The following is a 15,878-nucleotide window of genomic DNA, read 5'->3' on the forward strand; positions in this document are numbered from 1 at the left end:
CTCAAACCGAGTTAGACGCGGGCTTTGGGCCATTCCGCAAAGGGACCATCAAGTAACGCTTAAGGCGGGGCGCGGCGGCTCAGCGGCCCGCGCCGTCCGCCGCCCGCGACGCGGCGCGCGCCAACCGCAGCCGCTCGAAATCCTCGCCCGCGTGATGCGACGAGCGCGTCAGCGGCGAGGCGGCGACATAGGCGAAGCCCTTGGCGAAGGCGAGCGCCTTATAGGCTTCGAACTCCTCCGGCGTGACGAAACGGGCGACCGGGTGGTGCTTGCGGGTCGGCTGGAGATATTGGCCCAGCGTGATGAAGTCGATCTCGGCCGAGCGCATGTCGTCCATGACCTGCATGACCTCGTTGCGGGTCTCGCCGAGGCCGAGCATCAGCCCGGATTTGGTGAAAAGCTGCGGGTTCAACTCCTTGGCGCGCTGCAGCAGACGCAGGGAGTGGAAGTAGCGCGCGCCAGGGCGAACAGTTACATAAAGAGACGGCACGGTTTCGAGATTGTGGTTGAAGACATCGGGCCCCGCCGCGACCACGCGCTCCAGCGCGCCGTCCTTGCGCAGGAAATCGGGCGCGAGCACCTCGATCGTCGTGCCGGGACACGACGCCCGGATCGCCAGGATGGTTCTGGCAAAGTGGTCGGCGCCGCCGTCCGCCAGGTCATCGCGGTCGACCGACGTGACGACGACATGGGAGAGCCCGAGGGCTTTTGTCGCCTCCGCCACCCTGCCCGGTTCGTCCGCGTCGAGCGGCGCCGGCAGTCCGGTCGCGACGTTGCAGAAGGCGCAGGCGCGGGTGCATACCTCCCCCATGATCATGAAGGTGGCGTGTTTCTTCTCCCAGCATTCGCCAATGTTGGGACAGGCGGCTTCCTGGCAGACCGTCGCGAGGCCGGCGCCCTTCAGCAGCGCGCTGGTTTCGGCCCAGGCTTTCGAGCCCGGCGCCTTTACCCTGATCCATGGCGGCTTGCGCAACACGGGCTGGTCCGGCCGCGCCGCTTTTTCGGGGTGACGCAGCGCGCCGGTTCTGGGACGCGGATCGTTATTCAAAAGATCGATGACGGGCACAGGGAGCCTCCCCCTGCGCCTTTATCTAGGCGCTGAACCGGCCAAGAGCAATGTGATCCGGTCCGTCAGGCCGCTCGGGATGCCGCCGACGCCAAGCGTAGCACAAGGCGGCGGCGCCGATCAGACCGCCGGCCAGCGCGACTCCACCGCCCCGCGGGACCTGCCCTAACAGGCAGGCGGCTTCACTGCCGAGCCAGGCGCCGCAGACGCCCATGATGGCGACCGCCGGCGATAAGGCTCTCAGTCGCAGCGGCCGCGCGCAGACGAGAACCCAGCCGACGGCGAGACCGATCAGCACAAAGGCGGCGAACTGTACGTGCGGAGAGGACGCTGAAGCGCCAAGCGCTGCGTCCAGCAAATCGTCCATGATTGTCCCCCGGGGAGCGCCTCGTCCAGACGCGGCGGCGCGACCATTAACGTCCGACGCGCCGCCGCGTTCCGCTTGAACAGAAGCATCTGCGGAAGCGTCGTCACCGCTTCGGGACCAATCCATGAAAGGCCGTACCGACCGCGTTGCCCCCGGCGCCGGCGCGGGCGATCTTAGGATCCCCGCCGACCATGGAACGCCGCACGCAACGCAATATTTAACTGCGGCGACTTGAGAAAGAGGATTAAGATATTTATACACTTTAAAAACAATAGTTTGAGACTTAAACTTCTTCTAGAGCATGAAGTTCATGCAAAGCATGATCAAAGATATTCGACCTCCAGCACGCCCGGGATTTCCCGGAGGGCGGCGGCGATCTCGGCAGTGACCGGATAGCCGCCAGGCAGACGAATTTCGATCTCTTCGGGCGCAATCTCCCGCCTGATCAGGACGGAGACTTCGCCCTCCCCCTTTCCAACAATCTTGCTCTTGATCCCGCTGATCGGCTCCTGATCCCCGACGATGACCCGCAAACCGCGATGCGCGCGGGACGCGGCGGCAGCCAGCGGCTCGACTGTGACAATGCGGGCGCGCACGTCGTCGCCCTCGACCGCGGCGGAAAGCGTGATCAGAACCGCTGCGCCCTTCTCCAGCGCATCGCGATACTGGTTGAGCCCCTCCTGGAAGAGAATGGCCTCGTACTGGCCAGACGTGTCCGAGAGCTGGACGATGCCCATCTTGGAGCCGGACTTGGTACGCCGCTCGGCGCGGTCCAGAACCACCGCCGCGAGCCGCCCGGCGGTGGCGCCTTTCTTCACGTCAACGACGAATTCCGCCCATCGCGACACTCTCAATTTGGGTAGGAGGCTCGCATAGGAATCGAGCGGGTGGCCGGAGAGGAAGAACCCCGCCGCTTCATACTCGCGCCGCAGCCTCTCCCCTGCCGACCAATGCGGGACCTTGGGCAGCACGAGGTCGTCCGCCTCGGCCTCGCCAAAGAGGGCGTTCTGCCCGGCCTTGCGGTCCTCGGCATGGCGGTTGGCGGTCGCGAGGACGGCCTCGATGGCGGCGAAGGCGCGGGCGCGATTGGGCTCCAGCTCGTCGAAGGCCCCGCAGGCGGCGAGATTTTCGAGCACCTTTTTGTTCACTTCGCGTGGATTGATCCGGCGCGCGAAGTCCGAGAGGCTCGTGAAGGGGCGGTCGCCGCGCGCGCGGACGATCGATTCCGCCTGCCCCTCGCCGACGCCCTTGATGGCGGAGAGCGCATAGCGGATCGTGAGCTGGCCCTCGGCGCCGGGAGCGACGTCGAAATCGACGCCCGAGCGCTTGATCGACGGTGGCTCGACGGCGATGCCGAGCCGGCGCGCCTCGTCCCGGAACTCGGCCAGCTTGTCGGTCTGGCTCTTGTCGAAGGTCATGGAGGCGGCGAGGAACTCCGCCGGATAATGGGCCTTGAACCAGGCGGTCTGATAGGCGATCAGCGCATAGGCTGCGGCGTGCGACTTGTTGAACCCGTAGTCCGCGAATTTGGCGAGCAGGTCGAAGATGAAATTGGCGCGATCGGCCTTCACCTCCCGCTCGACCGCGCCTTTGACGAAGCGTTCGCGCTGGGCGTCCATCTCGGCCTTGATCTTCTTGCCCATGGCGCGGCGGAGCATGTCGGCTTCGCCCAGCGTGTAGCCGGAGAGCACCTGGGCGATCTGCATCACCTGTTCCTGATAGATGATGACGCCGAAGGTCTCCTTCAGAATGGGCTCGATCTTCGGGTGGTAGTAATCCGCCTCCTCGTCGCCGAGCTTGACCGCGCAATAGGTCGGGATGTTCGCCATCGGGCCCGGCCGGTAGAGGGCGACGAGGGCAATGATGTCCTCGAAGCGATCGGCGTGCATCTCGACCAGCGCCTTGCGCATGCCGGCGCTTTCCAGCTGGAACACGCCCACGGTCTCGCCGCGCCCGAGCATGGCGTAGGTTTCCTTGTCGTCGAGCGGAACCTTGGCGAGGTCGAAGTCCGGATCGCGGCGGCGGGCGAGCTGGCCCGCCATGGCCAGCACCGTCAGGGTCTTCAGGCCCAGGAAGTCGAATTTGATGAGGCCCGCAGGCTCGACCCATTTCATGTTGAACTGGGTGGCCGGCATGTCGGATTTCGGGTCGCGGTAGAGCGGCGTCACCTCGTGCAGCGGCCGATCGCCAATCACCACGCCGGCGGCGTGGGTCGACGCGTTGGAATAGAGTCCTTCGAGCGCCCCGGCGATTTTGAAGAGCCGCGCCACCCGCTCGTCCTGTTCGGCGGCCTCTCTCAGCTTCTGCTCGCCGGCGAGGGCTTCCGCGAGCGTTACGGGCTTCGCCGGGTTCTGGGGCACGAGCTTGGCGAGCTTGTCGACCTGGCCGAGCGGCATTTCGAGCACGCGGCCGACGCTGCGCAGGACGCCGCGGGCGAGGAAGGAGCCAAAGGTGATGATCTGCGCCACCCGGTCGGCCCCGTAGCGGTCGCGGACATAGTCGATCACCTCCCCGCGCCGCGTCTGGCAGAAGTCGATGTCGAAGTCCGGCATCGACACGCGCTCGGGATTGAGGAAGCGCTCGAAGAAAAGCCCGAAGCGCAGCGGGTCGAGATCGGTGATGGTCAGCGCATAGGCGACGAGCGAGCCCGCGCCCGAGCCGCGCCCCGGCCCCACCGGAATCCCCTGCGCCTTGGCGTATTTGATGAAATCGGAGACGATCAGAAAATAGCCCGGAAACCCCATCTTCTCGATCGTCGAGAGCTCGAAGTCGAGGCGGGCCGAATAGTCGTCGCGGGTGAAACCCTCGGCCGGGCCGTGGGCCGCGAGCCGCGCCATGAGCCCCTCGGTCGCCTGGCGGCGAAGCTCCGCGGCCTCCACCTCGGTCAAGGAGCGATCGTCCGGCGCGTCGCTCAAGAAGCGCGGCATGATCGGCTTGCGGGTCTTCGGGCGGAAGCTGGCGCGGCGCGCGATTTCGATCGTGTTGGCCGTGGCTTCCTCAAGATCCGCGAACAACGCGCGCATCTCGCCGCGCGTCTTGAAATAATGCTCGGGCGTCACCCGGCGCCGGTCGGCGACGCTCGTCACCGTGCCCTCTGCGATGCAGAGCAGCGCGTCATGGGCCTCGAAATCGCCGCGCGCGGCAAAATAAGGCTCGTTGGTCGCGACCAGCGGCGCGCCCCGGCGATAGGCCAGGTCGAGAAGTTGCGGCTCGACCTCCTGCTCGATCGGAAGCTTGTGGCGCTGGAGTTCGACATAGAGTCGATCGCCATACAAGCCGAGCAGCGTCTCCAGCCGCGCCTTGGCGATCTCCGCCTGCCCTGCCGCAAACATGCGGTCGAGCGGCCCGTCGGGCCCGCCGGTGAGCGCAATCAGCTCGGCCGCGTCTTCGGCCAGCGCCGCGAGCGTCACATGGGGTTCGTCGCCCGCCGCAGTGTCGAGATAGGCGCGCGAGGCGACGCGCATGAGATTGAGATAGCCGGTCTCGGACTTGGCGAGCAGGACGATATTGCCCTTGCCCTCGTCGCGCCCCGCCGGGCCGGACGTCTTCGCGTCGCCGAAATCCACGCGCAGCTGCACGCCGGCGATGGGCTGAATGCCGGCCTTGGCCGCCTTTTCGGAAAATTCCAAGGCCGCGAAGAGATTATTGGTGTCGGTGACGGCGAGCGCCGCCTGTTCGTCCCGCGCGGCGAGATCGATCAGCTTGCCGATCGTCAGCGCCCCCTCGCGGAGCGAAAAAGCGGTGTGAAGATGGAGATGGACGAAGCCAGCGGTTCCCGCGCTCATGGCGGGAGTCTAATGATTTGTGGGACCAGCCGAAACAATAGAGTTCGCGCGTCCACAGGCGCGGAAAACGGAGAAATAGCGGCGGACGCCCCTGCTGCTTCGAGACGCCGCCTTCGGCGGCTCCTCAGCATGAGGGGCTTCGGCAAGCGCCTCAGACACTTGGGCCTTCTCAGACACTTGGGCCTTCACAGACACTTGGCCTCACGAGCCTCCGCCAAGCGTCTGACTCGCATCTCGGGCCTGCCAAAAAGCGAAGCCCGGCGAGGCTTCCCTCGCCGGGCTGAAATCCGCTGGCGCCGCCCCGGACGAAAGGGCGCCGATTGTGTTACTCGGCCGGCGTGAAGGTCTTCGTCACCGACTCGAACGGCTTGAAGACATCCTTGGCGATGGAGGCGTAAAGCTCGCCGATCTTGCTCGCCTCGGCGACGAAATCCTCGTAGGCGGTCTTGGCGAAGTCGGTCTGAAGCGCGAAGGCCTCATCCATCTTCTTCACCGCAATAAGCTTTTCAGCAAGCAGACGGCTCTTCTCGAACGATTTCTTGGAATAGTCGGTCGTCTCGGCCGCAATGCTCTGCCAGCCCTTCGTGACCGCCGCAGCGGCTGCGGAAACAGCCTCGAACTGCTCTTTTCCGATCTGCTGCACGCTATCGAAATTGGCGACCATGGGATTCGTCCTCTTAATAATGGCGCGGAATCCTCGTTACGCCGCCCCCTGGCGGCGCGGCGTACGCGCCGGCTAACATTGAAAATATATGCGCTGCACAAAACTTCGTCAACAGAATTGTTGCGGCGCAAAAACCCGCGTCAGATTTACAGAAAAGCTTAACCCCTGAGTAACCGCATTCTCTTACCCTGAAGAACTGTAGCGTTTTTGCGACTGTGGCCTTCAGCTTGTCGCCCACGCCAGTGCCAGTTCCGTAAGGGGCGCGTACCAATGTCGAAATCGAGTTTGCTGGACCGCCTGGCTCAGCCCCGCTCTCTCGCCGCGATCTTCGCGGCCATCATGGCTTTCATCGCCGTCACGGCGATCCCCGCCGAAGCGCGCCGTCACGGCCATCGGTCCTATCACGCTTTCCACCATCACTTCTCCCACCATCGCGTCTATGCCCGCCACGAGCGCAGCCACCGCTTCTCCGCGTCAACCTCGGGCGGCGGCGGCGAGATCATCGGCGAGCATCGCGGTTTTGCGGCCATTGTCGTCGACGGCAACAGTGGCGAGACCCTCTACGCCCGCAATGAACACGAGTTGCGTCACCCGGCGTCAGTGACCAAAGTGATGACGCTTTACCTGCTGTTCGAGCAGCTGGAGAAAGGCCGTCTGCGGCTCGATACGCCGCTGATGATTTCCGCCCATGCGGCCGCCCAGGCCCCCTCCAAGCTCGGCCTGCAGCCGGGCGAGACGATCAGCGTCGAGAACGCCATCAAGGCGGTCGTCACCAAGTCCGCAAACGACATCGCCTGCGCCATCGCCGAGAATATTGGCGGCGACGAGCGCAGCTTCGCGCAGATGATGACCCGCAAGGCGCATGCGCTCGGCATGCGCAACACGCATTACGCCAACGCGTCGGGCCTGCCCGACCCGGCCCAGATCACCACGGCCTATGACCTCTCCGTTCTGGGCCGGGCGATTCAGGACCGCTTCCCCCGCTACTATCGCTATTTCTCCATCCACAGCTTCGCCTACAATGGCGCGCTGCACGGCAACCACAACCATCTGCTCGGCCGCGTCGAGGGCATGGACGGGATCAAGACCGGCTACACCCGCGCGTCTGGCTTCAATCTGCTGACCTCGGTCCGGCGCGGCAATCATCATATCGTCGCGGTCGTCATGGGCGGCGCCACGGCCGCCGGCCGCGACCACATCATGGCGAATCTGATCGAGCAGCACATCGGCGGCGGCTCGTCCGTGCGCACGGCGGCGGCGATCACCGAGGACAACGCCGCCGCGGATGAGGTCGCCGAGGCGCCGGCGGCAATTGAGCGTCCGGCCGAGCGTCGCGTCGCCGTCGCGGAACCTGTCGCCGAGCCGGCGGTCGCGCGCCAGCCCGAGCGGCTCGCTTACGCCGAGGAGCCGGCGACCGATCCGGATGAGGTCGGAACCGTCGCTCCCCGCGCATTGCGTCACGCCGATTCCGCTCCCGTGCCGGCTGTCGCCGTTCCGCTGCGGGAGAAAGTCGTCGAAAAGCCGGCCGCCGAAAAGCCCGCGCAAATTCGCCCGGCGTTCGTCTCCGGCGTTCAGAAGCGGGTCGTCGAAGAGCCCGTCGCGAAAAAGGGACACGGCAAGGACGCCGCCAAGCAGCAACTCGCCGCCACTGACGGCTCGACGTCGAGCCGCGCCGCCAAAGGCAAGGAAATCACCGTCGCGACGACCACGCCGTCCGCGATCCGCTCGACCACCAGCGTCGCCAAGGCCGACGCGGCGCGGCCGACCCGGCCCGGTTGGATGATCCAGATCGGCGCCGCCGAGGACCCGGACAAGGCCAACCAGCTGCTCTCGCGCGCCCGCAGCCAGCTTCAAGGATTTCCGCCCACGGCGCGGGCCTTCACGGAGAAGGTGCAGAAGGGCAATGAGACGCTCTGGCGCGCCCGCTTCGCCGGCCTCGAGGAACAAAGCGCGCAGTCGGCCTGCAAGGCTCTGAAAAAATCCGGCTTCGCCTGCTTCACGACGAAGAACTAAGGGCCTCCGCCATGTCCGCGACCTGGGATCATGACGAACCCGCGCGCCGCCGCCTAATGGTGGCGCCGCATCAGGACGTCCTTAGCTTCATTTACCCGCGCAGCCAGATCCGTCGTCCCGCCAAGGTCTGGATGAAGCTTCTTCATCAGATCGCGGTGGGCCCGCGCGATGTCGGCGGCCGCCGCGCCCTTTTTCAGCCCGAGGATTTCGTAGGCTTCATCCTCGGTAATCGTGCCCGAGCGACGCGCGCGCGTTTCGCCGCCGCTCCCCGCGTCACGGTGCGGATCGCCTGCCGCACGCCATCCGGTAAAGCGGCGGTCCATATACGCCTCTAGCAGGCGCGCGCCGTCCGGGTCGTCGCGCAGGCAGATGTTGTAGAGCTCGAGCAGCGCCGGCCGGGTCAAGGCGTCGAGCCGCTTGCCCTCGTCCTTGCCGGCGAGAATCATGCCGCGGATCGCGCCGGTGGCGTGATCGAGCTCCATCTCGATCATGGCCGAGCGGACGCGCGAGACGCCACCCCCGCCCGCGCCGACATTGCGCATGCCGGCGCGCGATCCGAGCCCCATCAGCCACAGTCCGGCGGCGGCGAGGCCAAGGCCGAAGTCGAGGCGCCCGCGCGCCAGAAGCAGCCCGCCGACCGCCATCAGGAAAAACCCGCCGCCCCGCCTGATCAGCCGCGCGAGAAACGCGGGGGAGACCCGCGTGTAGGCATTGAGCGCATAAAGCCCCAGTGCAAGCGCGAAAATTCCCAAGAGGACAGGCATGGCTTATCGTGACCCCATCTGCGACAGCAGCAGCTGCGCGGCGGCTTCGCCCCGCCCCGCGCGTTTTTCGAGTTCCGGCAGGCCCCCTACGGCATAAGCGGCGGCGGCCCCGAGCAGTTCCGCGAGCCGCCGCGGCGCGGAAAGATCAAAGGCGGCGTAAGCGCCGCCGGTCAGGCGCGCTATCTCGCGAAAGGCGGCCTTGACCGTCGGATCGTCGCCCTCCTGAAACAGGAAGGTCTTGAGCCCCAGGAGCCCGAGCTCCCCCGCAAGAGCGGCGAGATGGTCGAGGTTCTCCTCCATGGCGTCGCCGACATAGACGAGCGCGCCCACCCGCCGTGCGCGCGTCTCGTCCAGGGCGTGGCTCAGGACGCGGCCGATCTGCGTCTTGCCCGCCTGGCAGGAAATGCGCGCCATGAGCGCGCCGAGCCCGTCGCCCTGCGAGACGAAGCGGGAGGCGCGGCACTCGCTGAAGCCGCGGAAATAGACGAGCTGCACGTCGAGGCCGCCCTGCCGGGCGGTCGTCCGAAACATTTCGCCCTGAATGGATTGCGCCACATCCCAGGTCGGCTGGCGGCTCATCGTGGCGTCGAGCGCGAAGATCAGCCGTCCCCGGGCGCTCGGCTCGGAGACTCCGCGCGCTTTGTCGAGGAAGGCGTCTATGGCGCTGTCCTTGCCTGCCGGACGCGTCGCTGGCGCCTGTTTGTGGTCATCGGCCACGGATGTTCACGTCGCTTATTCGTAACGATACTATAAAATCGGTTTCGTCCGATACAAAACAAGTGCCGGCGCGGCGCCCCCCAAAGGCCTCCCCCGGGGCCTGCGGCGCTGAAACGCCAAAGAAAAGGGGTCCTGATGGAACGCGACCGCCTGCCTCCCACCCCAATCGCCGCCCTCCCCGCCCAAGAGAGCGAAATGGTGCAGTCACTGATGCGGCGTTTCGCCCTCGAGATGGCCGAGACCGGCCTGCGCGTCGGCGGCGTGACCCAGATGCGCGGCGCGGACGCCTCGGGCCGGTCGCGCATCTTCCTGCGCGACGTCGCGTCCGAAGCCGAGTTTGTGATCTCGCAGGACCTTGGGCCAGGGTCGGTCGCTTGCAATCTCGACGCCGGCGAGCTGGCGCTGGCCTGCGCCGCCGTCGAGCGCGCGGCGCGCGCCGGCGCCGATCTGATCGTCGTCAGCAAATTCTCCAAGCAGGAAGCCGAGCGCGGCGGCCTTTGCGACGCCTTCCGGGCGGCGATGACGGCGCGGATTCCCGTCATTGCGGCGGTCTCGCCGCATTTCCGCGAGGAATGGCGGCGCTTCGCCGGCCCGCTCGCCGAAGACGTGGCGCCCTCCCGCGAGGCCCTCACAGAGTGGTGGGCGCGGGTGAGGATCTGAAGCTAGAGGTCTCTCGCCGGCCTATCTCACCGCCGGCGCATACATCAGCCCGCCCTTGGTCCAAAGCGCGTTCACGCGCCGCTCCATGCCGAGCGGCGAGGCTTGGCCGAGATTGCGCTCGAAAACGTCCGCGTAATTGCCGACGTGCTTGATGATGCGATAGGGCCAGTCGCCGGAAAGGCCGAGGCCCGCGCCGCGATCGCCCTCGACGCCCAGCAGATAGCGGATGCGCGGGTCTTCCGATTTCAACGCGGCGTCGACATTGGCCATGGAGACCCGCAGCTCTTCGGCGTCGATCATCGCGAACAGCGCCCAGCGCACGACCGCCAGCCACTGGTCGTCCCCTTGCCGCACGATGGGGCTGTGCGGCGCCTTGGTCAGAAGGTCGGGAAGAACGTCGTGCTCCTCAGGATCGGCTAGCTTCGCCCGAACCGCGTAGAGAGTCGAAACGTCGGCCGTGAGCGCATCGCATTGGCTCTTCGCGTAGCCCGCGGCGGCCTCCTCGAATGTCGGGAAAAGCTTTGGGGCGTAGGGCGTCTTGCGGGCGCGGAAGAAATCGGTGAGCTCCAGTTCGTGCGACGTGCCCTGCTGAACGCAGACCGCGACGTCGGCCAGATCCTGCGCCGAGGCGAAGCTGCGTTGACGGCGGACCAGGAAGCCTTGCCCGTCGTAGAAAGAGACGCCCGCATAGACGATGCGCTGAGCGTCGCGCGACTGCGTCCAGGGCGCGGCGCTGGCGAGCAGGTCCACCCAGCCAGACTGCAAGGAGGAGACGCGGTCTTTCGCGCCGAGGCCGAGAAAGCGCACCTTGGCCGGGTCGTCGAAAATCGCCGCCGCAACGGCGCGGCAGAGATCGACGTCGAAGCCGCGCCAGACGCCCCCTGCGTCGGGCTGGGCGAAGCCCGCCGTCTCCGTGACGCCGCAGGAGAGATAGCCCCGCCGCAGCACTTGCGTGAGAGTCGGCCCCAGGTCCGTCTGCGCGGTGGCGCCCTGCCCCGCGAGCGCAAGCATGATCGGCAGGGCGACCGCGAGAAGGAAGCGTCGGGCGATCATCGACGGGCTCGGCTTGCTGGCGCTCGAAAACCAAAGGGGCGTGCGCGTCAAATCTCACAACTCCGGCCATTGGATGGCAAGGGCTTTCCGGCCTCGCAAAACAGCGGCCGACCGCCCGGACCGCCGCGGGCGGCGCATTCTCGCGACGACCCGCGTGGTTAGCCTCGCGGTTTAGCGTCTAGAGACCGGCGAATTGGGCGAAGCTGCCGAGGACCCCGGCTGGGGTGTAATCATTCAGGTGAAGGTAAAAAAGCACAAGAAAGAGAAGCGGCAAAAATAGCGCGGCGATCAGGGCGTCAGGGGGGATGGTTTTCTGCGTTCCGGTCGGCATGGCCTTCGTCCTTCATTATCCGAACCCTGCTTGTGAAATTGGGACGCTTTCGACGAAAATCAACCACTTGCGCAGCTCCCGGCTCCTGGCGCAGGCGCCGCCGACGCAGCCGGACCAAGCCGCCGGTCGGGGATAACGCGTGTCGCCGCGCTCGTATTCGAAGCGCCTCTGGATTAGTTTTTGCGCAGGCGGCGCGTGGACGGAAGACAATGGCGAGCGACGAAAGCGGCAAATCGAGAAAAAGGCGAATGGCGACGCTGCTGACGCAAGCGGGCCGCGCCCCTTTCGAGCATTTCGGTTTCGTCAATCCGCCCGTCTACCGCGGCTCGACGGTGCTGTTCCCGACCGTCGCGGATCTGGAAGGATTACGCCAGCCTTACACGTACGGAACCAAGGGCACGCCCACCACCCGCGCGCTCGAAGAGGCGTGGAGCGAGATCGCTGGAGCGGCCGATACGGCGCTCGTCCCTTCGGGGCTCGCCGCTATCGCGCTCGCTTTGCTCACCGCGACCAAGGCCGGCGCGCATCTGCTCGTGACCGATTCGGCCTATTCGCCGACTCGCGCGTTCTGCGACGGCTTCCTCGCGCGCTTTGGCGTGACGACGGAATATTACGATCCGACGATCGGCTCCGACGTCGCCGGCTTGATCCGGGAGGAGACCACGGCGGTGCTCATGGAGTCGCCGGGGTCCCAAAGCATGGAGATTCAGGACGTCCCCGCCATCGCCGCGGCGGCGCGCGCGCGCGGCGTCTGCGTCATCATCGACAACACCTGGGCGACGCCTCTCCTCTTCCCGCCCCATGAGCGCGGCTGCGACCTCGCGATTGAAGCCGGCACCAAATATCTCTCCGGCCATTCAGACATTCTTCTCGGCCTCGTCTCCGCCAACGCCAAATGGGCGAAGCGGCTGCGTCACACGTTCAATCTCTTCGCCATGGGCGCGAGCCCTGACGACGCCTCCCTCGCCTTGCGCGGCATGCGGACCATGGCGCTGCGGCTCAAGGAACAGGGGCGCGCCGCCTTCGACGTCGCGCAATGGCTCGAAGCGCGCCCGGAAGTCGCGCGGGTGCTGCATCCGGCCTTGCCGAGCCATCCCGGCCACGCGCTGTGGAAGCGGGACTTTTCCGGCTCCTCGGGGGTCTTTTCGATCATTTTGAAGCCGACGCCAAAGCAGGCGGCCGAGGCCTTCGTCGACGCGCTCGAGCTGTTCGGGATCGGCTTCTCCTGGGGCGGCTACGAGAGCCTCGTCCTCCCCTTCGACTGCGCCCCGTATCGGACCGCGACGCGCTGGGCGCCCGAAGGCCCGGCGCTGCGCTTCTCGATCGGCCTCGAGGATGTCGCGGATCTCAAGGAAGACCTGGAGGCAGGGTTCGCGCGCCTGCGAGACTGCCTGTCGGGGCCTGCGGAGTGAAGCGCGGGAGTCAATCGCCCCGCTATCGTTTCGCCGACTTCCCGAAGGCCAGCATGAGGTCGCGCAAGTCTGGTTCGTCCACCTGCTCGGCCGCGACCGCATAGGGAAACCAATAGGTCACCCGCTGGCCTTTTTCGGGCCATTTCTTGCGCTGGGCCTCCACCCGCAGCGCGTAGACTTCGACGCGGCAGTCGACGAAGCCGCCGCCTTTCATCCGCTTTTCATATTCGAACTCGCCGAGCTTGGATTTCTCGACCTTGCCGTGAAGGCCCGCCTCCTGCTGCGCCTCGATGGCGGCGACGATATGGGGCTTGCGGCCCTTCATCGGCCAGCCTTTGGGAATGACCCAGCGTTTCGTGTCGCGCGAGGTGGCGAGGAGGATTTCGACGCCATGCTCCTCCGTCACGCGCCACGGCAGGGCTGCGTATTGGAGACGGGGCGTTAAAGGCCGGTCGCTCTTTTTCTTTGCTTTCGGCGCCTTCTTCGCCTGCTTCATCCAAAGAATCTCGCGCCGGTGTAGAAAGCCGCGGCGATGAAAGCCGACATCGGCATGGTTACGATCCAGGCCACGACGATATCCTTGGCGACGCTCCACCTGACCGCCGAGACCCGCCGCGCCGCGCCGACGCCGACGATCGCGCCGGTGATGGTGTGCGTCGTCGACACCGGAATGCCGAGACCCGTGGCGAGAAATAGGGTGATCGCGCCGCCAGTCTCGGCGCAGAAGCCTTGCATTGGAGTCAGCCGGGTGATCTTGGAGCCCATGGTGTGCACGATCCGCCAGCCGCCGAAGAGCGTGCCCAGCCCCATCGCCGCCTGGCACGTCAGGACCACCCAGAACGGGACATGGAACTCGCCGCCATAGACGCCGTGCGAATAAAGCAGCACGGCGATGACGCCCATCGTCTTCTGGGCATCATTGCCGCCGTGCCCGAGCGAGTAAAGCGAAGCAGAAAGAAATTGCAGGGAGCGAAACAGCGTATCCACCGCAAGCGGCGAGCTGCGCACGAAAATCCACGAGACGGCGAGGATCAGCAGCAGCGCCAGCACGAAGCCGAGCGCCGGCGAAAGCACAATGGCCGAGCCGGTCTTGATGAGGCCGCTCCAGACGATGGCGCTCGTTCCGGTCTTGGCGACGCCCGCGCCGACGAGGCCGCCGACCAGCGCATGCGAGCTCGACGAGGGGATGCCGAGGGCCCAGGTGATGAGGTTCCAGGAGATGGCTCCCATCAGCGCGCCGAAGATCACCTTATCGTCGACGATCTGCGGCGAGATGATGCCGGCCCCGACCGTCTGCGCAACATGGAGGCCGAAGAACAGAAACGCCACGAAGTTGAAAAACGCCGCCCAGAACACGGCGTAGTGCGGCCGCAGCACGCGCGTCGAGACGATGGTGGCGATGGAATTGGCGGCGTCGTGCAAGCCGTTGAGAAAGTCGAAAGCCAGCGCGACGCCGATGAGCGCGAAGAGGGAGAGCGGGAGCTCGGCCACGCCTCGTCTCCTCAGCTGTGCTCGATGACGATGCCGGTCACCCGATTGGCGACATCCTCAAACCCGTCGACCACCTTTTCGAGGTGGCCATAAATCTCCGAGCCGACGACAAACGCCATGGGATCGCTCGTGCGATGCAGGCGAAACAGCTCCTTGAGCCCCTGGTCGTGCAGGGCGTCGGCTTCGTCCTCGATGCGGGTGATCTCCTCGCTGAAGGCGTTGAGCTTGGCGGCGTTCTGACGCATCGCGCGCAGCAGCGGCAGCGCGTCCCGCGTCATTTCGGCCGATTGGACAATGATGTCGCCGATGCGCCGCATCGAGGCGTCGAATTCGTGGAATTCGTAGAGCTGCGTGGCTTTCGCCGTCTGGTGCATCTGGTCGATGGTGTCGTCCATCGCCACGATGAGGTCGCGAATGTCGCTGCGGTCGAAAGGCGTGATGAAGGTGCGGCGGACGGCGAGCAGCACCTCGCGGGTGATGTCGTCGGCGGCGTGTTCCTGCCGGCGGATTTCCTGGCAGCAGCCCAGATAGCCGTTCCCGCCGTCGAGCAACTGGCGCAGCGCCCCGGCCCCCGCGACGAGGGTCTCCGCATGTCGTTCGAAGAGGTCGAAGAAACCTTCTTCGCGCGGCATCAGCGCCTGAAACCAAGACAGCATTTGCGCCCTCCGCCCGACTGGGGCTCGTGAATTCGCCCGTCACAAAACTGTCATGAAAGGCCCTGGCGGGATAGCCGCGCCCCGGCTCTCTGTAAAGCCGGAATTTTAGGGCGTCGCCTGCTGCGGGGCCGTGCTCCCCGTCGGATCGTCCTTGCTGACCTCGAGCGCGGGCGGCGCCGGCGCGATGGTCCCAGTGAGGGCGGGCGTCGCCGCCGGGTTGCGGCGGAGCATGGCGCGCAGCCGATCGCGCGCATTGGACGACATGGCGGCGGCGCTGAGCGGCACGAGTTTCGAGCCGCTGTAGACGAGGGCGCCGTCCGTCTCCACGAGAATGTCGCCGTTCTGCAGAGTCGGATCGTCCTTCGCCGTTCGTTCGAAATAGGCCTCGGAGGTTCTGGGGTCGTTGCAGGCGCAGGCGCCCGACGCGCGGTCGCGGAAGGCGAAGGCGCGCGGCATCGCCGAATAGCGCTGTCCCTTGCGGTTGCGCGCGCTCTCGATCGTCGAGCCGTCGTAAACGTCCATCTCGGCCGAGGGACAGGCGAGTTCGCACGACTGCTGGCGCGTCGCGCGGGTCGATTTGATCAGCGGAAAAAAGTAGCCGTCGCAGGTTCGCACGCAAAAGCCGCCGGCCCTCGGATCGGATGCAAAGCCCGAGCCGGCCGGCGCCCCCTCCCGCTTGGCGAAGCCGACCGTCCCCTGCACCCTGGCGCGGCGAGGCGCCGGCGCCGGCGCAGCCTGCTGCGGCGTCGGAGCGGGTCCGAAAAGGAATTCGAGCAGTCCCTGCGCTTCGCCCGGCGCGGGAGCCAGGACAAGCGCAAGCCCCAAGGCGACGATGGAGACCGCGACACGAAGCTGCATCCTCGCCCTTCCCTTCCAATCTGGACCGCAGGCGTCGATCC

General features: G+C 66.2%; 15 protein-coding genes. 3 read left to right on the forward strand and 12 right to left on the reverse strand.

The window, feature by feature from the left end:
• Positions 1 to 79: 79 nt before the first annotated feature.
• The 4 genes from lipA to RVU70_RS16960 all read right to left on the reverse strand — a co-directional run bounded on the left by lipA (position 80) and on the right by RVU70_RS16960 (position 5,882).
• Positions 80 to 1,066: a lipoyl synthase gene (gene lipA / locus RVU70_RS16945; protein ID WP_363348392.1), complete on the reverse strand. Its 987-nt coding sequence runs from the start codon at positions 1,064 to 1,066 to the stop codon at positions 80 to 82.
• A 25-nt stretch (positions 1,067 to 1,091) separates the two neighbouring features.
• Positions 1,092 to 1,433, reverse strand: a complete 342-nt coding sequence (locus RVU70_RS16950) for a hypothetical protein (RefSeq protein ID WP_363348394.1) — start codon at positions 1,431 to 1,433, stop codon at positions 1,092 to 1,094.
• 323 nt (positions 1,434 to 1,756) lie between these two features.
• On the reverse strand, positions 1,757 to 5,218 hold the full coding sequence (dnaE, locus tag RVU70_RS16955) for a DNA polymerase III subunit alpha (protein ID WP_363348396.1): 3,462 nt from the start codon (positions 5,216 to 5,218) through the stop codon (positions 1,757 to 1,759).
• Positions 5,219 to 5,543: 325 nt separating this feature from the next.
• Positions 5,544 to 5,882: a phasin family protein gene (locus RVU70_RS16960; RefSeq protein WP_363348398.1), complete on the reverse strand. Its 339-nt coding sequence runs from the start codon at positions 5,880 to 5,882 to the stop codon at positions 5,544 to 5,546.
• 270 nt (positions 5,883 to 6,152) lie between these two features.
• On the opposite strand from RVU70_RS16960, the gene RVU70_RS16965 reads away from it, so the two are divergent.
• Positions 6,153 to 7,895 (forward strand): serine hydrolase, encoded by a 1,743-nt coding sequence (locus RVU70_RS16965; protein WP_363348400.1) that lies wholly within the window; start codon positions 6,153 to 6,155, stop codon positions 7,893 to 7,895.
• A 53-nt stretch (positions 7,896 to 7,948) separates the two neighbouring features.
• Here RVU70_RS16965 and RVU70_RS16970 read toward each other — a convergent pair whose 3' ends face one another.
• The gene (locus tag RVU70_RS16970) at positions 7,949 to 8,659 is read right to left on the reverse strand and encodes a DnaJ domain-containing protein (protein WP_363348402.1); all 711 of its coding nucleotides are present in this window, start codon (positions 8,657 to 8,659) and stop codon (positions 7,949 to 7,951) included.
• Positions 8,660 to 8,662: 3 nt separating this feature from the next.
• The gene (locus tag RVU70_RS16975; protein WP_363348404.1) at positions 8,663 to 9,376 is read right to left on the reverse strand and encodes a VWA domain-containing protein; all 714 of its coding nucleotides are present in this window, start codon (positions 9,374 to 9,376) and stop codon (positions 8,663 to 8,665) included.
• A gap of 135 nt (positions 9,377 to 9,511) precedes the next feature.
• On the opposite strand from RVU70_RS16975, the gene RVU70_RS16980 reads away from it, so the two are divergent.
• Complete coding sequence (locus RVU70_RS16980; protein ID WP_363348406.1) at positions 9,512 to 10,036, forward strand: DUF2478 domain-containing protein; 525 nt, start codon at positions 9,512 to 9,514, stop codon at positions 10,034 to 10,036.
• A gap of 21 nt (positions 10,037 to 10,057) precedes the next feature.
• On the opposite strand, the gene RVU70_RS16985 is transcribed toward RVU70_RS16980, so the two are convergent.
• Positions 10,058 to 11,089 carry an amino acid ABC transporter substrate-binding protein gene (locus RVU70_RS16985; protein ID WP_363348408.1) on the reverse strand — a complete coding sequence of 344 codons (1,032 nt, stop codon included), beginning with the start codon at positions 11,087 to 11,089 and terminating at the stop codon, positions 10,058 to 10,060.
• A gap of 178 nt (positions 11,090 to 11,267) precedes the next feature.
• Entirely contained in the window at positions 11,268 to 11,420 is a 153-nt protein-coding gene (locus tag RVU70_RS16990) for a hypothetical protein (RefSeq protein ID WP_363348410.1), read from the reverse strand.
• A gap of 209 nt (positions 11,421 to 11,629) precedes the next feature.
• On the opposite strand from RVU70_RS16990, the gene metC reads away from it, so the two are divergent.
• Positions 11,630 to 12,832, forward strand: a complete 1,203-nt coding sequence (metC, locus tag RVU70_RS16995; RefSeq protein ID WP_363348412.1) for a cystathionine beta-lyase — start codon at positions 11,630 to 11,632, stop codon at positions 12,830 to 12,832.
• A 22-nt stretch (positions 12,833 to 12,854) separates the two neighbouring features.
• Here the strand turns inward: metC and RVU70_RS17000 are convergent, their stop codons facing one another.
• The 4 genes from RVU70_RS17000 to RVU70_RS17015 form a co-directional block, all read right to left on the reverse strand.
• Positions 12,855 to 13,328: an NUDIX hydrolase gene (locus tag RVU70_RS17000; protein WP_363348414.1), complete on the reverse strand. Its 474-nt coding sequence runs from the start codon at positions 13,326 to 13,328 to the stop codon at positions 12,855 to 12,857.
• Positions 13,325 to 14,323 carry an inorganic phosphate transporter gene (locus RVU70_RS17005; RefSeq protein WP_363348416.1) on the reverse strand — a complete coding sequence of 333 codons (999 nt, stop codon included), beginning with the start codon at positions 14,321 to 14,323 and terminating at the stop codon, positions 13,325 to 13,327. Before RVU70_RS17005 ends, RVU70_RS17000 begins: the two co-directional genes overlap by 4 nt.
• A gap of 11 nt (positions 14,324 to 14,334) precedes the next feature.
• On the reverse strand, positions 14,335 to 14,979 hold the full coding sequence (locus tag RVU70_RS17010) for a DUF47 domain-containing protein (RefSeq protein WP_363348419.1): 645 nt from the start codon (positions 14,977 to 14,979) through the stop codon (positions 14,335 to 14,337).
• 105 nt (positions 14,980 to 15,084) lie between these two features.
• Positions 15,085 to 15,837 (reverse strand): DUF2865 domain-containing protein, encoded by a 753-nt coding sequence (locus RVU70_RS17015; RefSeq protein WP_363348421.1) that lies wholly within the window; start codon positions 15,835 to 15,837, stop codon positions 15,085 to 15,087.
• Positions 15,838 to 15,878 lie beyond the last annotated feature (41 nt).

This window comes from Methylocystis echinoides (assembly GCF_040687965.1).
Lineage (GTDB): Bacteria > Pseudomonadota > Alphaproteobacteria > Rhizobiales > Beijerinckiaceae > Methylocystis > Methylocystis echinoides_A.